The sequence below is a fragment of the Vreelandella andesensis genome (assembly GCF_003989795.1).
GTDB lineage: Bacteria > Pseudomonadota > Gammaproteobacteria > Pseudomonadales > Halomonadaceae > Vreelandella > Vreelandella andesensis.
The window spans coordinates 20382-38489 of the sequence record NZ_RZHG01000013.1 but is presented as its reverse complement, the minus strand read 5'-3'; the positions used below and the strand labels follow the sequence as shown (position 1 = coordinate 38489).

The 18108-nt window shown below is 53.3% G+C and carries 15 protein-coding genes; 10 read left to right on the top strand and 5 right to left on the bottom strand.

Features of this window, described 5'->3' with window-relative positions; translation table 11 throughout:
* Window position 1: 1 nt before the first annotated feature.
* The 3 genes from ELY33_RS06905 to ELY33_RS06900 all read left to right on the top strand — a co-directional run bounded on the left by ELY33_RS06905 (window position 2) and on the right by ELY33_RS06900 (window position 5627).
* A complete protein-coding gene (locus ELY33_RS06905) occupies window positions 2-3046 on the top strand; it encodes an efflux RND transporter permease subunit (RefSeq protein ID WP_126945895.1) in 3045 nt (1014 codons plus the stop codon).
* A 533-nt stretch (window positions 3047-3579) separates the two neighbouring features.
* A complete protein-coding gene (locus tag ELY33_RS18220) occupies window positions 3580-3711 on the top strand; it encodes a hypothetical protein (protein WP_279629873.1) in 132 nt (43 codons plus the stop codon).
* A gap of 197 nt (window positions 3712-3908) precedes the next feature.
* On the top strand, window positions 3909-5627 hold the full coding sequence (locus ELY33_RS06900; RefSeq protein WP_340148108.1) for a putative bifunctional diguanylate cyclase/phosphodiesterase: 1719 nt from the start codon (window positions 3909-3911) through the stop codon (window positions 5625-5627).
* Window positions 5628-5683: 56 nt separating this feature from the next.
* On the opposite strand, the gene ELY33_RS06895 is transcribed toward ELY33_RS06900, so the two are convergent.
* Genes ELY33_RS06895 through ELY33_RS06875 form a run of 5 tightly spaced genes read right to left on the bottom strand, consistent with a single transcriptional unit; the run spans window position 5684 to window position 10525 of the window.
* A complete protein-coding gene (locus ELY33_RS06895; RefSeq protein WP_126945892.1) occupies window positions 5684-6718 on the bottom strand; it encodes a CobW family GTP-binding protein in 1035 nt (344 codons plus the stop codon).
* 3 nt (window positions 6719-6721) lie between these two features.
* Complete coding sequence (gene moaA / locus ELY33_RS06890) at window positions 6722-7729, bottom strand: GTP 3',8-cyclase MoaA (protein WP_244208576.1); 1008 nt, start codon at window positions 7727-7729, stop codon at window positions 6722-6724.
* On the bottom strand, window positions 7726-8979 hold the full coding sequence (moeA, locus tag ELY33_RS06885) for a molybdopterin molybdotransferase MoeA (RefSeq protein ID WP_126945889.1): 1254 nt from the start codon (window positions 8977-8979) through the stop codon (window positions 7726-7728). The genes moaA and moeA overlap by 4 nt, the downstream gene beginning before the upstream one ends.
* The gene (gene mobA, locus ELY33_RS06880; protein ID WP_244208575.1) at window positions 8976-9671 is read right to left on the bottom strand and encodes a molybdenum cofactor guanylyltransferase MobA; all 696 of its coding nucleotides are present in this window, start codon (window positions 9669-9671) and stop codon (window positions 8976-8978) included. Before mobA ends, moeA begins: the two co-directional genes overlap by 4 nt.
* Window positions 9668-10525, bottom strand: coding sequence for a formate dehydrogenase accessory sulfurtransferase FdhD (locus tag ELY33_RS06875; protein ID WP_126945886.1), 858 nt, complete (start codon window positions 10523-10525; stop codon window positions 9668-9670). Before ELY33_RS06875 ends, mobA begins: the two co-directional genes overlap by 4 nt.
* 146 nt (window positions 10526-10671) lie before the next feature.
* Here ELY33_RS06875 and ELY33_RS06870 point away from each other — a divergent pair, with 146 nt between their 5' ends.
* The 7 genes from ELY33_RS06870 (at window position 10672) to fdh3B (ending at window position 18098) form a co-directional block, all read left to right on the top strand.
* Window positions 10672-11112 (top strand): DUF3305 domain-containing protein, encoded by a 441-nt coding sequence (locus ELY33_RS06870; RefSeq protein ID WP_126945882.1) that lies wholly within the window; start codon window positions 10672-10674, stop codon window positions 11110-11112.
* The gene (locus tag ELY33_RS06865; RefSeq protein WP_126945879.1) at window positions 11109-11747 is read left to right on the top strand and encodes a DUF3306 domain-containing protein; all 639 of its coding nucleotides are present in this window, start codon (window positions 11109-11111) and stop codon (window positions 11745-11747) included. The genes ELY33_RS06870 and ELY33_RS06865 overlap by 4 nt, the downstream gene beginning before the upstream one ends.
* Before the next feature lie 187 nt (window positions 11748-11934).
* The gene (locus ELY33_RS06860) at window positions 11935-13653 is read left to right on the top strand and encodes a 4Fe-4S binding protein (RefSeq protein ID WP_126945876.1); all 1719 of its coding nucleotides are present in this window, start codon (window positions 11935-11937) and stop codon (window positions 13651-13653) included.
* Between the two features lie 4 nt (window positions 13654-13657).
* Window positions 13658-14284, top strand: a complete 627-nt coding sequence (locus tag ELY33_RS06855) for a TorD/DmsD family molecular chaperone (protein ID WP_126945873.1) — start codon at window positions 13658-13660, stop codon at window positions 14282-14284.
* Between the two features lie 55 nt (window positions 14285-14339).
* The gene (locus tag ELY33_RS06850; RefSeq protein ID WP_126945870.1) at window positions 14340-14540 is read left to right on the top strand and encodes a twin-arginine translocation signal domain-containing protein; all 201 of its coding nucleotides are present in this window, start codon (window positions 14340-14342) and stop codon (window positions 14538-14540) included.
* Window positions 14541-14564: 24 nt separating this feature from the next.
* Window positions 14565-17417 (top strand): molybdopterin-dependent oxidoreductase, encoded by a 2853-nt coding sequence (locus tag ELY33_RS06845; RefSeq protein ID WP_126945867.1) that lies wholly within the window; start codon window positions 14565-14567, stop codon window positions 17415-17417.
* A 66-nt stretch (window positions 17418-17483) separates the two neighbouring features.
* Window positions 17484-18098, top strand: coding sequence for a formate dehydrogenase FDH3 subunit beta (gene fdh3B, locus ELY33_RS06840; protein WP_126945864.1), 615 nt, complete (start codon window positions 17484-17486; stop codon window positions 18096-18098).
* Window positions 18099-18108 lie beyond the last annotated feature (10 nt).

The window sequence follows — 18108 nt, the reverse complement described above, 5'->3', positions numbered from 1 at the left end:
AATGGTTGATTACTTCTTACGCCACCGGGCCGCTAGTTATTTAATGACCGTGGTACTGCTAGTGGGCGGGTCACTGGCTTTCACCGGCATGGGGCAGCTTGAGTTTCCTGAGTTCACTATTCGTAATGCGCTGGTCACTACCCAGTATCCTGGCGCTACGCCAGAGGAGGTGGAGCAGGAGGTCACCTCGACGCTGGAAGAAGCCATTCAAGAAATGCCCGCCATTAAACGCATCAGCTCGGTGAGTTCTGATGGGTTTTCTCAAATCACGATTGAACTGCAAAGTACGGTGCAAAACGATGAGCTTCAACAGCTGTGGGATTCACTACGCCGCAAAGTGAGTGATGCTCAAGCGGCCTTGCCGCCTGGGGCGAGCCAGTCACGGGTTAACGACGATTTTGGCGATGTGTTCGGTTTGATGATTAACCTAACCGGTGACGGCTATGCCATGCCTGACCTGAAAGGCCACGCCGAGTTTCTGAAGCGTGAACTCGCCTTGGTTGATGGCGTTGAAAAGGTCTCGTTGGCGGGGGTAAGAGAGGAGCGCATTTTCATTGAAGTCGACCGCGAGCGGCTGCGTGCGCTGAACATCCCGTTAAGTTCACTTCAGCAACTGCTTAATACGCAAAATGCCGTGGTGGATTCGGGCCACTTGAAGCAGGGAGGCCAGCGTTTCCGGGTAACGCCTTCGGGTAGTTCCGCGAACATCGACGACTTGCGCGCATTAATCGTTAGTGAAGGCAACGGCGAGCTGGTGAGGCTGAGCGATATTGCAGAGGTATCCCGCGGCTTAACCGAGCACCCACAACAGCTTTATCGGGATATGGGACGGCCGGCTATTTCTTTGGGCATATCGTTTGAAAGCGGCGTTAATGTGGTTGAGGTAGGTGCCCGCCTTGATCAACGGCTAGAGGAACTAGAAGCACGGACACCGTTAGGGATGGAACTCAACGTGGTTTATGACCAGCCGACCGTTGTGGATGACGCGGTATCCGGTTTCCTCGTCAGCCTGATTCAGGCGGTTGCGATCGTTATTGTGGTGTTAATGCTGTTTATGGGCTGGCGCAGCGGCCTGCTGATGGGCTTTATTCTGCTGATTACCATTATCGGCACCTTTATGATGATGCGCATTCACGGTTTGCAGTTGGAGAAAATCTCGCTGGGTGCGCTGATTATAGCGCTGGGCATGCTGGTCGATAACGCCATTGTGGTGACTGAAGGCATGCTGGTGGGCTTAAAGCGTGGCCAAAGTATTCGTGATTCAGCTTATCAGGTGGTTCGGCAAAACGCTTGGCCGCTGCTGGCGGCAACGTTGATTGCGGTGGCCGCCTTTGCCCCAATTGGGTTGTCGCCGGATACCACCGGTGAATTTATCGGCTCGCTGTTCTATGTATTGCTGTATTCACTGCTATTGAGTTGGCTGACGGCGCTGACGCTAACGCCTTTCTATTTCAAACTGCTGTTTCGTAATGTGGCCCCGAGCAGCACAGATGAAGACCCTTACAACGGCGTGGTGTACCGCTTGTTTAGCCGCGTGATTGTGGCGGGTATTCGGCTGCGTTGGCTAACGCTTGGCCTGGTGATGATCATACTGGCAGTCGCGGTTGTCGGGTTTGGATCCGTCAAGAATGCCTTTTTCCCTGCTTCGAATACGCCTATTTTCTTTGTCGATTACCGCACGCCAGAAGGCACCGATATTCTGGAAACCCAGCTGCGGGTGGCTGAGCTGGAAGCGGTGGTCATGGACATGGACGGTGTTCGCCATCTCACCACCGTTGTGGGCGGCGGTGCCCAGCGCTTTACCTTGACCTATGCGCCGGAAGACCGCTATGCCAGCTATTCACAGCTGATTGTTGAAACGGATGACAAAGCTGCGCAGCAAGCGCACATGGCGGATGTCGAGGCGGTACTCAAACGTGATCACAGCGATATCGACTACAAAATTGCCCCATTGGAAGTGGGGCCAGCGCCGAAAGCCAAGATTGAAGCAAGGCTGTACGGCAGCGATCCCGACGTATTACGCCAGCTAGGTGATCAAGTCGCGGCATTGTTTAGTGATACGTCCACTATGGTCAGTGTACGCACCAACTGGCGTAACCGTGTGCAGGCCGTGGTGCCTATTTTCGCCGAAGACACGGCGCGACGCTTGGGTGTCACGCGTGAAAACCTGGCGGCCACACTGGCACTGAGTACCAGTGGTAGCCAGGTGGGAATCTACCGTGACGGCAGTGACCTGATTCCGATTGTCGCCAGAGCGATACCGGCACAGCGCAATGATATCGACAACCTGGGGTCGCTAAACGTGTGGAGCGCCGAACAAGGGCGTTACATCACGGCCGATCAAGTGATGCGTGATGTGACGACCCAGGTAGCGGATCCGCTGATAATGCGACGCGACCGCGAACGCATGCTGGCGGTGTATGGCGAACCCGACCCGCTCAGCGGTGTGACAGCGGCGAGCGTATTGGCTCAGGTCCGGCCGCAGGTAGAGGCGCTTAAGCTACCGGCCGGTTACCGGCTTGAGTGGGGCGGTGAATTTGAGACCTCCGGTGAAGCCCAAAGCGGCCTGTTTGCATCGTTGCCGCTTGGCTTGGCGATGATGTTTATTATCACGGTGGTGCTGTTTAATAATTTCCGCCAGCCGCTGGCGATTTGGTTTTTGGTACCGCTGACCATCGTTGGGGTGGTGGCTGCGCTTCTGTTAACCGGGTTGCCTTTCTCGTTTATGGCGCTGCTTGGCACGCTCAGTTTGATCGGGATGGTGATCAAGAATGCCATTGTTTTGGTAGAAGAGATCAATGTGCAGCTACCGCTTCATAAAGACCGCTATCATGCGGTGGTGCGCGCCGCCATTAGCCGTGTTCGGCCAGTTTCAATGGCGGCGTTAACCACCATGCTGGGGCTGATCCCGCTCATTAGCGATGCGTTTTTCGCCAGCATGGCCGTGGCATTGATTGGTGGGCTCGGTGTTGCCACGCTACTCACCCTTATCGTGCTCCCGGTGATCTATTGCGTGCTGTACCAGATCAAAATTCATGGGGACTGAGGCAGCATTTGTTGAGTTATTTTGCGCGTTTTAAACATACGTACTAAGCGTATTTCGTAGCGACTCATTTGGCCTAACGATGCCATGGCAGTTGCCTGTGAAGTAAGGTAACAACGTTAGATAAGCAGGTTTGCTGAAACATACAAAACCAGCCACGCCACTATCCAAAGACGCCTATGGGGAGCCTGCGGTGTATCTTTCAACGTTATTTTTATACTGTATCAAGTGTACTGCGAGATATCTGTATAAGGTTTACGTATAATGCCGCTACCTCGCAGTGATTGATTAACCAAAAAAAGCCAGATAACACCTGATTTTCGGCGGCAAAAGCGGCGAGTTATTACGATTTATATTTTGTTGTTATAGAGGTTTGCGCTGTCTGGCTGGTTGCTCGACACCCAACACCTCGTGAGGGAATCACCATTGGTAGCCAAATTGATGCGCCTACTGGGCAGCAGTGGCTAGACAATGGCAGTCTTGCTTGGACGCTAATCGCGATCTCACCCCTTGACGGGCGCAATCGTTTATTCCATTTGCAACGAATTAGTGACTATCCGGTGTTTGTTGTGGTTGGCGTTGATCTTCATACACTTCTGACGGGCTGGCGCCAGCGTTTGCTGGTGTTGTTGTCAGTTGTTGGCTTGATTGGGTTGTTAGCAGCCTGAGGCGTTCGTCATTACCTGAATCGCCTTGCGTTAGCTGTTCAGCTACATGAGCGAATAAAAGAGCGTGAGCTAGCGCGGGCATAGGCCCAGGCGCGTGGCGCTCGCCTGTTTCCCCTAGCTAACGCATTTGCTGCCATTTTCATGCCACCGTGAGCCCGCTAATAAGTAGTGCAGGACAATTTGAGGGAGTGCTATCGGTGAACCGTGATATTACCGAAGCGAAGCGCGCAGAAGTAGAGCTGCAAATCGCCGCGGCCGCTTTTCAAGCCCACCTAGGCATTATGGTGGCAGATGCGCGAGGCAATATTTTAAAAGTTAATGAGACGTTTAAGCGCATAACAGGCTACAGCGATGCTGAGGTGGTCGGTAATAACCCGCGTATGTTTAGTTCTGGTCACCATAACGCAGCGTTTTACCGGCGTTTATGGAAACGAGTGATGGCAACGGGTAGCTGGGAAGGAGAAATCTGGAATCAGCGCAAAAATGGCGAACTGTTTCCCGAGTGGTTAACAATCAGTGCTGTTTATGATGCAGACGGTGTGCTCACTAACTACGTTGCCACCATGAGTGATATCAGCGAGCGCAAAGCTGCTGAGGAGGAGATCCATCAACTCGCGTTTTACGATCCATTAACGAGCTTCGCCAATCGGCGTCTGTTTATGGATAGGATGGAGACAGCGTTAATAGAGCTAAACCGCCACCAGCGATGCGGGGCGTTGTTGGTGATCGATATTGATCGTTTTAATCATATCAACGATACCTTGGGGCACCTCGCTGGCGATCAGTTGTTACAGCGGGTTGCTCAACGGCTTGGCAAAATGTTGCGCGATACCGATACGTTGGCTCGTTTGGGCAGTGATGAATTCGCTGTGCTTGTTGAAGGCGTCGATGTAAGCCCGCGCCAGACACGGCGCTTAGCAGAACATATTGCTCAGAAACTTTTGGTTGCGCTTGATGAGCCGATTAAGTTTGCTAAAGAGCAAGTCATGGTGACTGCCTGCGTTGGCATTACGATCATATCCGATAGTCAGCGAAGCGCCGAGGACTACCTTCAGCAGGTCGATATGGCGTTATTGCAAGCGAAGGCAAATGGACGTCGCGTCATACGCTTTTTTGACCCTTCGATGCAGGCTACGTTGCTGATACAGGTGAAACTTGAAGCCGATTTGCGTCAGGCGTTGAGACGCCATCAATGGCGTCTCTATTACCAACCTCAGGTCAATCGCTTTGGCCATTTTACGGGGGTTGAGGCACTGCTACGCTGGCAGCATCCAGAACGTGGCATGGTCTCTCCTGGGGAATTTATCCCACTATTAGAGAGTAGCGGGCTGATTAATGAGGTCGGTGAGTGGGTCATTGAGGATGCGTGCCGTCAATTAGCCCGCTGGGCAGCAACGCCATTTTTACGTGAGTTGACGATTTCTGTGAATATCAGCCCACTACAGTTTCGCGATAGCGATTTTTTATCCCGCTTACAGCAGATTTTTATTCGTACAAAAGCACCGCTTGAGCGCCTGAAGCTTGAAGTCACCGAGACGCTATTTGTGGAAGCGCGGGACGATGCCCGTGACAAAATGCTAAGCCTGAAAGCCCAAGGCGTACGCTTTTCTCTGGATGATTTTGGAACCGGTTATTCTTCGCTGGCGTATCTTGCGCAGTTGCCGCTCGATCAGCTAAAGGTCGATCAGTCGTTTGTACACCAAGTGTTAGAAAGCAGTGCCAATGCGGCTATCGTGGAAAGTACGATCGCTCTGGCAAAAAGCTTAAATCTTGATGTCATTGCCGAAGGGGTAGAAACGGAGCAACAGAAAGCGTGGCTGCTGGCTCATGGCTGCAATACTTTCCAAGGTTATTTATTTGGCCGCCCCATGCCGGTAGATGCTATCGAAAAAGCGCTCATGGTTCAGCCTTCTTAGTCATCATTAACTTAATCATCATTAACTTAATCATCATTAGCTTAATCATCATTAACTTAGTCATCATTAAAAAACTGCAACAGCACCTCTGATGAGTGTAGCTCTGTCAGCAACTTCGTGTGGGTGTCGGCGTCATTGTCAGAGGTGATCACCTCAAGCCGTGAATCCTGCCGCCAAGCGCTGCTTCCGACGCTGAGCGTTCCATCGGCTCGATTAAGCTGCTTCCAGCCCTGATCGGTATGAAAAACGCCTTTTACTCGCGCAGTCGTGGGAAGTTCACCTATGTAGATGGCTAAACGGTCAAAGTCAAAGCGTTCATTGGGGTGCCAACGAAGGCCGGTGCTGGTATAACCAAGAGCACTGGCGGTCTTTTGCTGAGGTTGGCCAAGCGGAGGTGCAACATCAAAAAAAGCGCCTTCCAACGTTGGGCTTGCGATCAGCTGACGATGCGTATCAGGAACAGTTCCGACACCGTGAGCACTGGCTTGTCCGCTGTCCATGAGCAGCGATAATGGCATCGTGCCATGCTCTATGCGATGCACCCACTTTCGCGGTGGCCAGAGGGTGGCCACAAACTGCTGCGCATGCGCGTGTTGTTCGGTACTTGCCTGTTCACCCATTGTGATAGCAATGGCATCGGCCATGGCTAACTGGTCTTGAAAGGTTTCGTGTTGGCGGACCCGAGACTCATCTAAACGGCGCGGATCTAAGGTGGCAATAATATCGTGCACGGCCACGACCTCTTGAAAGGCGTCGCCGCGCAGCAAGTCGAGTAAACCTGCTGGATGGCCTAGCCCTGAAGGCTCAATAATGACTCGGTCTGGCTTGTTGCGGGCGAGTAAATTGACCAGCGCCGCCTGCAGCACAAAGGCCAGTTGGCAGCATAGGCATCCACCGGGCAAGCCTTTCACGACGACATCGTTACGCTGCTCAAACATCGCTTGGTCAATGCCAATCTGGCCAAATTCATTGACCAAAATAGCCCATTTTTCATCCACAGGCTTTTGTTCAATAAGGCTGTGGATAAGCGTGGTTTTGCCGCTGCCGAGAAAACCCGTAATGATATGCACTGGCACGCGATTGGCTGACAACGTTTAACCCCCTGTCATGTTCATAAAGCGCACCACCTGTACATCGCCGTCGGTAGTGAAGTGGTGGCGCTCGGGTTTGAGCGGCAAGGCATTAATAATGGCCGTTTTCAATGCCTGCATATTGCCAGGGTGACGGCGTAATACGGCACGTAAATCAACAGAGTGTTCATTGCCCAAACAGAGTAGTAAACGACCCTCAACGGTGACCCGTACTCGGTTACAGCTATCGCAAAAGTTGTGGCTGTGAGGCGAAATAAAGCCAACCCGACTGCTGCTGTCGGCCATTTTGAAATAGCGTGAAGGCCCCGGTGTGGTTTCCGTTGTGGGCACGAGCGGGTAGCGCATTTCGATTAGCGCTTGAACGTCGTCACTGGAATAAAACGTCTCTGCCCGTGAGTGATCGGAAACATCGCCCAGCGGCATCTCTTCGATAAAGCTGATATCCAGCCCTTCTTGGCGGGCGAATTCGACGAGATCGAGCACTTCATCATCATTGCGCCCTTTTAAAATGACAGCGTTGAGCTTGATGCGTGAAAAGCCAGCGTCTTTGGCAGCGTGAATGCCATCAATCACCTTCGCTAAATCGCCTGTTCGGGTGAGCTGCTTGAAGCGTTCCGGATCAAGGGAATCAAGGCTGATATTGAGTCTGCGTAGCCCCCCTTCATAGAGACGCTGAGCGTGTTTACGCAGGCTGGCTCCATTGGTAGTCATAGTGAAATCGTTGAGCCCTGGTAGTGCACCAATGTCATCTACGAGCTGCTCAATGCCCTTACGCACTAATGGCTCACCCCCGGTTAGACGAATTTTTTCAACGCCTAGCTCGGTAAACGCTTTGGCCACCATGGCAAGTTCTTCCAATGTCAGCACTTGAGCGCGTGGCAGGAAGGTCATCTCTTCGCTCATGCAGTAAACGCAGCGAAAGTCGCAGCGGTCTGTCACGGAGATGCGTACATAGCTGACACGGCGGCCGAAATCATCAATAAGTTGATCAGCAATTGGTTGTTTAGTCATTGCCACCTCGTCAGTGGTTGGATGCAGACTGCGTCGCCTGGTTGGGCGCCTTCTAAATCATCGCCTAGCTCAATCAGACAGTTGGCAGTTACCATCGAGGTCAATATCCCCGACCCCTGAGCTCCGGTGCTACGGACGTGTAACACGCCTTGGGCATCGCTTGTATAAATGCCGCGTATAAAATCGGTGCGCTTTAGGCGGCTTTTGAGCGGGGTTTGGGTAATGGCGGTTAAACGCCTCGGTGCGTAGGGCGTTTGCCCTTGCAAATATTCTAGTAATGGCACCACGAATTGGCTAAAGGTTACCATGACCGCCACCGGGTTTCCGGGTAAGCCTACAAAAGGTTTGCGCGATTCTCCCAGCCAACCACAAGCCATCGGGCGGCCAGGGCGCAGTGCCACGCGCCAGAAAGCCAACTGCCCTAAGGCTTCCAGCGCTTCTCTCGTGTAATCGGCGTGGCCGACAGAAACGCCCCCACTGGTAATCACTAAATCACACTGTTCGGCGGCGACCATCAGGGCGTTTTGGATGACGATGGGGTCATCGGGCAATATGCCTAGATCCACCACCTCGGCACCTTGCTCGGAGAGCAAGCCCGTCAATGTAAAACGATTGGTGTCGTAAATACCTGCGCTAGGCAGTGCTTCGCCAGGAGAAGTGACCTCATTCCCCGTGGAGAAAATAGCCACCTTAGGGCGCTTGAAAACGCAGACGTCACCGTAGCCCAGTGAGGCTATTAACCCTAAACAGGCGGCGTCTAGCCGTGTGCCAGCCACCACTGCCACATCGCCTATCGCAATATCTTCGCCTGCTTGGCGTACGTGTTGGCCATGGTTAACACGGTCGGGGGCATCGATAATGACACTGCCGCTATGCTCACTAAGCTGCTCGCGCATGATAATGGTGTCGGAACCCGGCGGTAAGGGAGCACCTGTGGTAATGCGCACGCATTGACCGAGCGGCACGTTACCCTCAAACGCTTGTCCGGCAAAAGCATCGCCTGCAATCGGCCATTGGGTTTGATGGTGTTGACCTTCTGGCCATGCCAGGGCAATGCCATCCATTGCTGCGTTGGTGTTCTGTGGCACGTTAATTGGCGCGGTGATGTCGGTGGCAAGCCGCCTGCCATAGGCTTGGCTAAGCGAGACGGACTCTGTCGTAACAGGCTGCTCAATCAAGGTTAGCAGTGCATCCCGCGCGGCATCAACGCTGAGCATTTGCTCACCGAGTTCGAAGCACGACAGACTCATGGTACTTCCTTCGAGGCAGGATTTTTAGATGCAGAGCCCTTAGAAACTGAGCCCTTAGAAACTGAGTCCTTAGAAGCCGAGCCCTTGGAAACCGAGCCAAAGGCTAGCTCCAAACGAGATTTTTCTTCCTCGGTATTGAGGTTGGCAAACGTTTCCGGGCAATCTGACATATCTACTTTGCACCACAAATGTCGAGCGTACCAACGGTCGATTTTTCGTTCTCCCTCAGCTAACGCGTTCGCCAGATCATCGGCAAGCGAAGTGCGCAACAGCGCAACAACGGGGTGCAATCGCTCACCGTCAAACGCAACCGCGATATCGTGCTCGCCATTCTCTGTGGTGATGCCCGCCACCATACGAGCGACAAGATCGAGAGGCAGGGCAGGTGAGTCGCAGGGGGCCACCAGCAACCAGGGTGTTTTAGCCGCACGTAGCCCGCTGTAAATGCCCATCAGCGGGCCTTTAAATCCTCCCTCTGCATCCTCAATGACCCGTGTTGCAAACAGGGCATAGGCATCTGTGTTGCGATTGGCATTGATCAACAACTCGGATACATGGCCATCAAAGCGTTTAGCCACGTGGGCAATCAGTGGCAGCCCAGCGAAGGGTTCAAGGCCTTTGTCACGCCCCCCCATACGTCGACCTTCGCCGCCCGCGAGAATCATGCCAGTGAGGGTTTGAGGTGTGATCATATACCGACCTCCTTAGATGAACGTGCGCTGGGTGGTTTGGCGGGAATGGCATCTAGCGTTAAGCGTTTAGCTGTATTAATAGCCTGAAAGTTTTTACCTTTCGCCCGAGCAATCAACATCACGCCGAAGCGCTCGGCAAGCTCAACACCTTTTTGGGTAACCCCAGAACGAGAAACCAGCACGCTGATGCCCATTTGCGCCACTTTCAACACCATTTCAGAGGTCAGGCGACCAGTGGTATAGAAAACGTCAGCACTGCTGCTTTCAGCCTGATTGAGCCACTGGTGGCCCGCCAAGGTATCCACCGCATTGTGACGTCCAACATCTTCAACAAAGTCGAGCACGCGGCTCTGATGGCATAGCGCACAACCATGCACGGCACCCGCGCTGCGGTAGGTATCATTATAAGTATTCAAATTGGTGAGCAATTGATAGAGCGTTGACTGGGAAATCCGTGTTTCTGGCAACTCAGAAAGCGCTGTCTGTTCTAGTAATTTGCCAAATACGGTTCCCTGACCACAACCTGTAGTGACGGTGCGTGTACTCAACCGACTCTCTAAATCGTCAGGTAAATAACCGGTCACAACGGCGGCGGCTTCCACCTCCCAATCCACCTGTACCACCCGTAAATCTTCCGCGCGGCGCAGTAACCCTTGGTTACGTAGGTAGCCCACTACAAGCGCTTCAGGGTCGTCGCCCAACGTCATTAGCGTGACAATTTCGCGCTTATTGAGATAAACCGTTAGCGCGCGCTCTGCGGCGATGGCCTGTTGGCGAGTGTCGCCGTAAGCATCCATCACATCGATTGTTGTCGTGGCCGGTAAGCGGGCTCGGCTTAGCTGAAGGGCGGGCATCCGCAATCCTCGTTGGAACCTAATGAAAAACCATGTAACGCATACATGTGATTTATAATAGTTGAGTAAAATACTCTGAGTTGACGATGATGGCGCTCAAAAGGCTTACTTGTCTACCCGTTCAAGGTCTAAGGTGGTCTATCCGTATGAGTGATAATCTGCGCTCTTTGAGCATTACCTTGGTGGCTGAGCCCAAACAGGTGAGAGGCTTCACCTTAACGCAATGGCGTATTGCCGAGCTCGCCCCAGGCGAGCAAGGTGACTATGTGCTTGGTCTTCAGCTTTATATGACTGAGCGTGCGGCCTACCGTTTTAACCTCACCTCAGCAACGCCTCGTCTGTTTGTTCGCGCTGGTTTTACCGGCGAAGCACCAAAACCAGACGCTATTACTGCAAGCCAAGATGTTGCGGCGGGATGGCTAGATGGTGAGCAACAGGTACTTGAAGCACCAATGCCAATGGCAGTTCAAGTATGGTTGGAAAGCTATTTGGCACGCCATGGGGAAGCACCGCCGGAAAGGCGCAAAAAGAAACACAAGGGAGCCGGGCGCGCCAAAGAAACCCCCACCAAGGAGCAGCCCCAGTGAGCCGATTCGAACGCTGGTCACGTAAAAAACGTGGCGTTGAAAGCGATGAAGCAGACGCTGCATTAGACAATCCCGCTGATGGCAATCTTGCTGATGACAATGCAGCACAAAGGTTAGAGGCCGATACGTTAAGCGCTGCTGTCAGCGACGATGAGTCGCTGGATGCAGAGGCTAACGTTGAGAGCTCGCCCCCGCTCCCCGGCAGTTTAGATCACACCTTACCTGACCCTGATCACTTACCGGCAGGCAGTGATTTCAGCGCGTTTATGGTGCCTGGTGTTAGCGCTGCACTCCGTCGGCGTGCCCTGAAACGGCTATGGGCCACTGGCAACTACAACGTACGCGATGGGTTGGATGACTACGATGCTGATTATCGTCAGCAGCTAAAGCCTATGGCCACGGAACTGGCAGGCAAGCTTCGCCGCTGGGCGAATAAGGCAGAAGAGGCGTTAGAACAACCAGCAGAGACACATGATGAAAACGATGAAGCAGGCAGTGCCGACAGCACTATTTCTACGCCATCAAACGATGTTAATGCCGGTACAAGTAACGCCGACATTGCACAAAAAACGCCACTAGACGACCAGTCTGATTCATCTGACGGCGAGGTAGACAAATATATGAAAAACAGTTAATTAATTTAAAAACAATGGCTTACTGTATATTTGGTAGTGGTGCGTTGACATGCTGGGGTGCTTAAGGGTGGCAAAAAAAGCGCAAGCACCATACGCTCAAGATAAATAAAGCGCTAAAATGTGCCCTTAAAGTAAAAAATGATAATTTTTAATTATAAAAAAAACGATTCCCTGACCGTGAGAATGCATGAACCAACGAATCCAACTGGCATCGGTAGATGACCAGATCAATGCCACTGCTCGCGAAGCGGTGCGTCAGCGTATCTCGTGGCCGGTTAACTTAACGCCAGCCAACGTGACTTATCACAGCCGTGGCCATGCGCTGCTGGTGGGGAACGCGCACGAGGTTAGCCAAGCCGCCCTAGCGTTACAAGGCCGTGGGTTGGCATCCCTGACGCTGCTGACAACTGATACCGCGCTCGATTTGTCAGCCGCCAGCGAGCCGCTCATTTGTCAAACGCTTACCCATACCCAGCAAACCCAGCTGCGTATTACCGGTTATCTGGGTGCATTTCAGGTTGATGTTGTGCTCGACGATAATGGCACGCTCAATTTAGCCCAAGCGCTGATTGAGCGTGACGCGTTTGACGTAGTGCTCGACTTAACGCCAGCAAGCGTGCTGAGCAATTCGTCGTCGTGGGAAATTCCACCGCCAGGCTATGTGCGCCTGAACTGGATGGCTCAGGAAGCCCAGCGCGGCGAGATTCTGGAAAGCATTGTTGAGCTCGTTGGCGAGTTCGACAAACCACGCTATTTTCAGGTTAACAGTGATATCTGCGCGCACTCCGCAAGTGGCAATGTCGGCTGTACGCGCTGTTTAGATGTTTGTCCCGCTGATGCTATTTCCAGCGTACAGGGACGCATTGAATCGCGTATTGAGATTGATCCATTTCTTTGCCAAGGGGTGGGCAGCTGTACCAGTGCTTGCCCAACCGGTGCGATAGAATTTCGCCTGCCGGAAACTCGTCGTCAGCAAGACACTTTAGCGACGTGGCTGGCCGCTTACCGTGAGGCGGGTGGCCAAGTGCCTGTGATGCGTTTTATTACCCATGATTGCCTTGATGCTGAGCGCAACGCTGATGTCGTTACACCAGGCCATCTGCTTGATGTCCCGCTTGAAGAACTCGGGGCTGCTGGCCACGACCAGTGGCTGACCGCGTTAGCGAACGGGGCGGCTGAAGTGCGTATTCAGTTGCACGATGATATGCCGCCTCGTTTAACCGCTTTCATTGCTCATCAAATCGCTCAGGCCCACGTACTACTTGAGGCGCTGGGGCATGATACCTCACGGGTTAAGCTGCTAAAGCCGGAACAGGTTGAAGAGCGCGATGCACTTCCTAATCTTATGCCGTTAATCGGCACAGCGCTGACCTTCACCGAGCCTTACAAGCGTGCTCGCTTCAATCAAGTGTTAGCAACACTAGCGGCATTAGGGGCACCTAGTAATGATCGACATGTTATGCCTAAAGGGTCGGCTTATGGCGGCATTCAAGTAGACCGCGAAGCTTGCACGCTTTGCCATGCCTGCGTTAGCAACTGTCCGACACCGGCGTTGAAATCCGGGGGCGATACGCCAGCGTTAAGCTTCCTGGAGGCTGACTGTGTACAGTGCGGGCTATGTGAACAAGCGTGCCCTGAAGACGCGATTACGCTGCTCCCAGGCTTTTTGGCTGCGTCGGATCGCGACACACGGCATATCTGCCACGAAGAAGCAGCCTTTGAATGTATTGGCTGCGGTAAGCCGTTTGCCACCGCCAGTACGATAGCAACGATCAAAGCGAAGCTAGCTGACCATCCGTATTTTGCGGGCGATGCGCTAGCGCGGCTAGAGATGTGCGAGGACTGTCGGGTCAAAGATGTATGGAAAACCATGATTCGTGACCCTGATGCCCAACTGAAGGTGTAAAGCAATGAGTGATGTAATGCCCACGCTAAGCGATACCGATGCACTTCGGGCCGATATTTATCAGCTTTTAGCCAGTCTGCTACGCCAGGCACCCAACAGTGAGTTACTAACGTGGCTTGCCAACGTCGACATTGAACAAGACGGCAGCCGATTGGCTGAGTGTTGGGCAGCACTGTCGGCCGCCGCTGGTCAAAGCAGCTCAGACAGCCTTCAGCGTGCGCACTTTCGTCTTCTTGTTGGGGTTATTCAGGGCGAGGTAGTGCCTTACGCGTCTTGGTATCGTAACGGAGAGTTGATGGAAGCGGCGTTGGTCGCCTTGCGTCAAGATCTTCGCGCACTGGGATTTGAACGAAATGAGCATATCCGTGAGCCAGAAGATCATTTGGCTGCTATATGTGAGGTCATGGCGATGCTTATTGCGGCGCAAAGCAGCGAGCAAAGCTACTTCTTCCAGCAACACATTGCTCCCTGGGCGAAACGCTGTTTTGACGATCTTACTAAAGTAGATACTGATTTTTACGCATCGCTTGGCCAGTTAGGCGGCGCGTTTATGGAAAGCGAACAGGCAATGTTGAGCGAAAGAGCGGCCTATCAACCGGTGCGTATGATGAGTGAGCGCGCGCAGCGGTAAGCGAAAGGGCCTGCGGGCCATGCATAAGAAAAAAGGCATGATAGAGGAGAAACCCATGCAAGAGTCACACAACCCTGATCGCCGTCGGTTTATGAAAACCGTTGGCCTCGGTACCGCTGCTGCTGGCGCGGCCGCCGCAGTAGGTCACGTCACGTTAGCTCAAGCTGATAACACCACATCGGTTGAGCCCAAAAAAACAACGAATTACCACGAAACCGACCATATTCGCGCTTACTATGCGTCGCTGCGTGACTGACGGCACAATGCCAGGAGTACTGCTATGCGTCTAACTCGCAAAACTACTACCTCCAACGCTTCAGGGCTTGGAATCTCCCGCCGTCAATTTTTAAAGCGCAGTGGCGTCGCCACCGGTGGCGTGGCAGCTGCAGGCTTTATGGGCGCGCCAATGATGCAGCGGGCCGAGTCGGCAGATAAAACCCCCGTACTCGACTCGCCAGTCGAAACAAAACGCACTATTTGTTCTCACTGTTCAGTGGGTTGTGGCGTTTATGCAGAAGTTCAAGAGGGTATTTGGACAAAACAAGAGCCTGCCTTTGACCACCCGATTAACCGCGGTGCTCACTGTGCCAAAGGGGCTTCACTACGCCAGCACGGTCACTCCACCCGTCGCCTAAAATATCCGATGAAGCTAGTGGCCGGTGAATGGCAACGGCTGAGCTGGGACGACGCGGTTAATGAAATTGGCGATAAGCTGCTTGAACTGCGTGATGCCCACGGCCCAGACAGTGTTTATTGGCTTGGCTCAGCCAAGTTCAATAACGAGCAGGCGTACTTGATGCGCAAGCTGGCCTCTATGTGGGGCACCAATAACACGGATCACCAAGCGCGTATTTGTCACTCAACCACTGTCGCAGGTGTTGCTAACACCTGGGGTTACGGTGCGATGACTAACTCGCTCAATGATATGCAGAACAGCAAGGCGATTCTGTTTATCGGTTCCAACCCAAGTGAAGCCCACCCGGTAGCAATGCAGCATATTCTCATTGCTAAAGAGCGTAATAACTGCGAAATCATCGTTGCGGATCCGCGCTTTACGCGTACCGCCGCGAAAGCCAATAAATATGTGCGTCTGCGCCCTGGTTCAGACGTTGCCTATATTTGGGGCTTGTTGTGGCATATTTTCGAGAACGGCTGGGAAGACAGTGAATATATCAGCCAGCGCGTTTATGGCATGGATGAGGTGCGGGCAGAGGTTGCTCAGTTCACGCCGAGTATCGTAGAAGATATTACTGGCGTGCCGGAAGCCGACATGTTTGATGTCGCTAAGCGTCTTGCCGACAATCGTCCGGGCTGCGTGGTGTGGTGCATGGGCGGTACCCAGCACACTACCGGCAACAACAATACGCGGGCGTACTGCATTTTAGAGCTGGCGCTAGGCAACATTGGTAAATCTGGTGGTGGCGCCAACATTTTGCGTGGCCACGATAACGTGCAGGGTGCCACCGACCTCGGCCTTGGTTGTGATTCGCTGCCGGGCTATTACGGCTTGGCGGAAGGCGCGTGGCAGCATTGGTCCCAGGTATGGGATGTCGACTATGAGTGGCTTAAAGGTCGCTTTGACGATACCGAATATAACGATGGCAAACCAATGTACTCCAGCGGTATTACCGTTTCTCGCTGGGTAGACGGTGTACTGGAAGAAGACGAAAACATCTCCCAGCGCACGGCGCTAAAGGCGATGTTTTACTGGGGGCACGCGGTCAACTCGCAAACCCGCGGCGTGGAAATGCAAAAAGCCATGCAGAAGCTTGAGATGATGGTCATTGTTGACCCTTATCCCACGGTTGCTGCGGTTATGCATGATCGCTCTGACGGCGTTTACTTACTGCCAGCAGCGACTCAGTTTGAAACCACGGGCAGTGTAACCGCGACAAACCGCTCGCTTCAGTGGCGCGATAAGGTCATTGAACCGCTGTTTGAATCAAAGCCTGATCACGAAATTATGTATCTCTTTGCCAACAAGCTTGGTTTTGGCAATGAGTTCGTTAAGAACTTTGAGATGAACGGTAATGAGCCGCTAATTGAAGATATTCTGCGCGAAATCAATCGTGGTATGTGGACTGTGGGCTATACCGGCCAAAGCCCTGAGCGTCTCAAAGAGCATCAAAAAAATTGGCACACCTTTAGTTTTGAGAACCTCCGTGCTCAAGGTGGCCCCGCCGATGGTGACTACTACGGCCTGCCATGGCCATGCTGGGGAACGCCAGAGTTTAAACATCCAGGGTCGCCCAATCTCTATGACACTAGTGTGCCGGTCATGGAAGGCGGTATGGGGTTCCGCGCTCGGTTTGGCATTGAGCGCGACGGCGTCAATTTGCTGGCTGAAGGCTCCGCGCCCGTAGGTGGCGAGATTGATGACGGTTATCCCGAGTTTACCGACCAACTGCTTAAAGACCTTGGCTGGTGGGACGACCTAACCGCTGTTGAAAAAATGGCTGCTGAAGGTAAAAATTGGAAAACCGACCTCTCAGGCGGTATCCAGCGGGTGGCGATTGGTCGTGGATGCGCGCCTTATGGCAACGCGAAAGCGCGCGCCGTGGTATGGACCTTCCCCGATGCTGTGCCAAAACACCGCGAGCCGCTTTACACCACGCGTCGCGATTTGGTCGAGCGCTATCCCACGTGGGACGACTTTGACTCAATTATGCGCCTGCCTACGATGTACAAAACCATCCAGGATCGTGATAACAGCGCCGAGTACCCGATTATTCTCACCTCGGGCCGACTGGTTGAGTACGAAGGCGGGGGCGAAGAAACACGCTCCATGTCGTGGCTGGCCGAGTTACAACAAGAAATGTTTGTCGAGATGAACCCCGCAGATGCCAATGATATTGGCGTACGCGATGGTGACGACGTATGGGTAGAGGGTGCTGAAGGTGGCCGTGTGAAAGTGAAAGCATTGGTCACTCCTCGGGTTGATCGCAAGGTAGCCTTTATGCCGTTCCACTTTGGCGGCATGTTCCAGGGCGAGAGCCTGCGGGATCGTTATCCGGACGGGTCTGACCCGTACGTCATTGGCGAAGCGGCCAACACCGCCACCACCTATGGCTATGATCCGGTGACACTCATGCAAGAAACCAAGTGCACCATCTGCCGAATTGAGCGCGCTTAAGCCGACTCGACCGACCTGACAGAACCCAGCGCGGGTAGACGCCCGCGCTGGTGAGAGGAGAACACCATGGCTCAAATGAAATTTATGTGTGACGCCGAGCGCTGCATCGAGTGCAACGGCTGTGTCACCGCCTGTAAGAATGCCAATGATGTGGAGTGGGGTATCCAGCGCCGCCGAGTGGTCACGCTCAATGATGGCGAAGCGGATGAAATGTCGATTTCAGTGGCGTGTATGCATTGTGACGATGCGCCCTGCATGGCGGTATGCCCGACTGACTGCTTCTATAAAACCGATGACGGTATCGTGTTGCACGATAAAGACCTGTGCATTGGCTGCGGCTACTGCCTTTATGCGTGCCCCTTTGGCGCACCTCAGTTCCCGCAACAAAATGCATTTGGCGAGCGCGGGAAAATGGACAAGTGCACGTTCTGTGCAGGCGGCCCAGCAGAAAGCAAAGAAGAAGAGTACCAAAAGTATGGCTCCAACCGCATTGCGGAAGGCAAGTTGCCGCTATGTGCGGAAATGTGCTCTACCAAAGCGCTGTTGGCTGGTGATGCCCAAGACGTGGCCGACATCTTCCGTCAGCGCGTAGTGCACCGTGGTCATAAAGATGGTGCTTGGTCCAACAACCCTCAGGCCAGTGCCGATAACCTAGCCTACGATGCTGCCCGTAAAGGGTGAGGAGGCGTGT

What these genes read in the sequence shown, in the direction of transcription:
- ELY33_RS06875 (WP_126945886.1), bottom strand. Translation starts at nt 10,525, where the DNA reads ATGCCCGCCCTTCAGCTAAGCCGAGCCCGCTTACCGGCCACGACAACA.
- mobA (WP_244208575.1), bottom strand. Translation starts at nt 9,671, where the DNA reads ATGATCACACCTCAAACCCTCACTGGCATGATTCTCGCGGGCGGCGAA.
- ELY33_RS06905 (WP_126945895.1), top strand. Translation starts at nt 2, where the DNA reads ATGGTTGATTACTTCTTACGCCACCGGGCCGCTAGTTATTTAATGACC.
- ELY33_RS06855 (WP_126945873.1), top strand. Translation starts at nt 13,658, where the DNA reads ATGAGTGATGTAATGCCCACGCTAAGCGATACCGATGCACTTCGGGCC.
- ELY33_RS06845 (WP_126945867.1), top strand. Translation starts at nt 14,565, where the DNA reads ATGCGTCTAACTCGCAAAACTACTACCTCCAACGCTTCAGGGCTTGGA.
- ELY33_RS06860 (WP_126945876.1), top strand. Translation starts at nt 11,935, where the DNA reads ATGAACCAACGAATCCAACTGGCATCGGTAGATGACCAGATCAATGCC.
- moeA (WP_126945889.1), bottom strand. Translation starts at nt 8,979, where the DNA reads ATGAGTCTGTCGTGCTTCGAACTCGGTGAGCAAATGCTCAGCGTTGAT.
- ELY33_RS06870 (WP_126945882.1), top strand. Translation starts at nt 10,672, where the DNA reads ATGAGTGATAATCTGCGCTCTTTGAGCATTACCTTGGTGGCTGAGCCC.
- ELY33_RS06850 (WP_126945870.1), top strand. Translation starts at nt 14,340, where the DNA reads ATGCAAGAGTCACACAACCCTGATCGCCGTCGGTTTATGAAAACCGTT.
- moaA (WP_244208576.1), bottom strand. Translation starts at nt 7,729, where the DNA reads ATGACTAAACAACCAATTGCTGATCAACTTATTGATGATTTCGGCCGC.
- fdh3B (WP_126945864.1), top strand. Translation starts at nt 17,484, where the DNA reads ATGGCTCAAATGAAATTTATGTGTGACGCCGAGCGCTGCATCGAGTGC.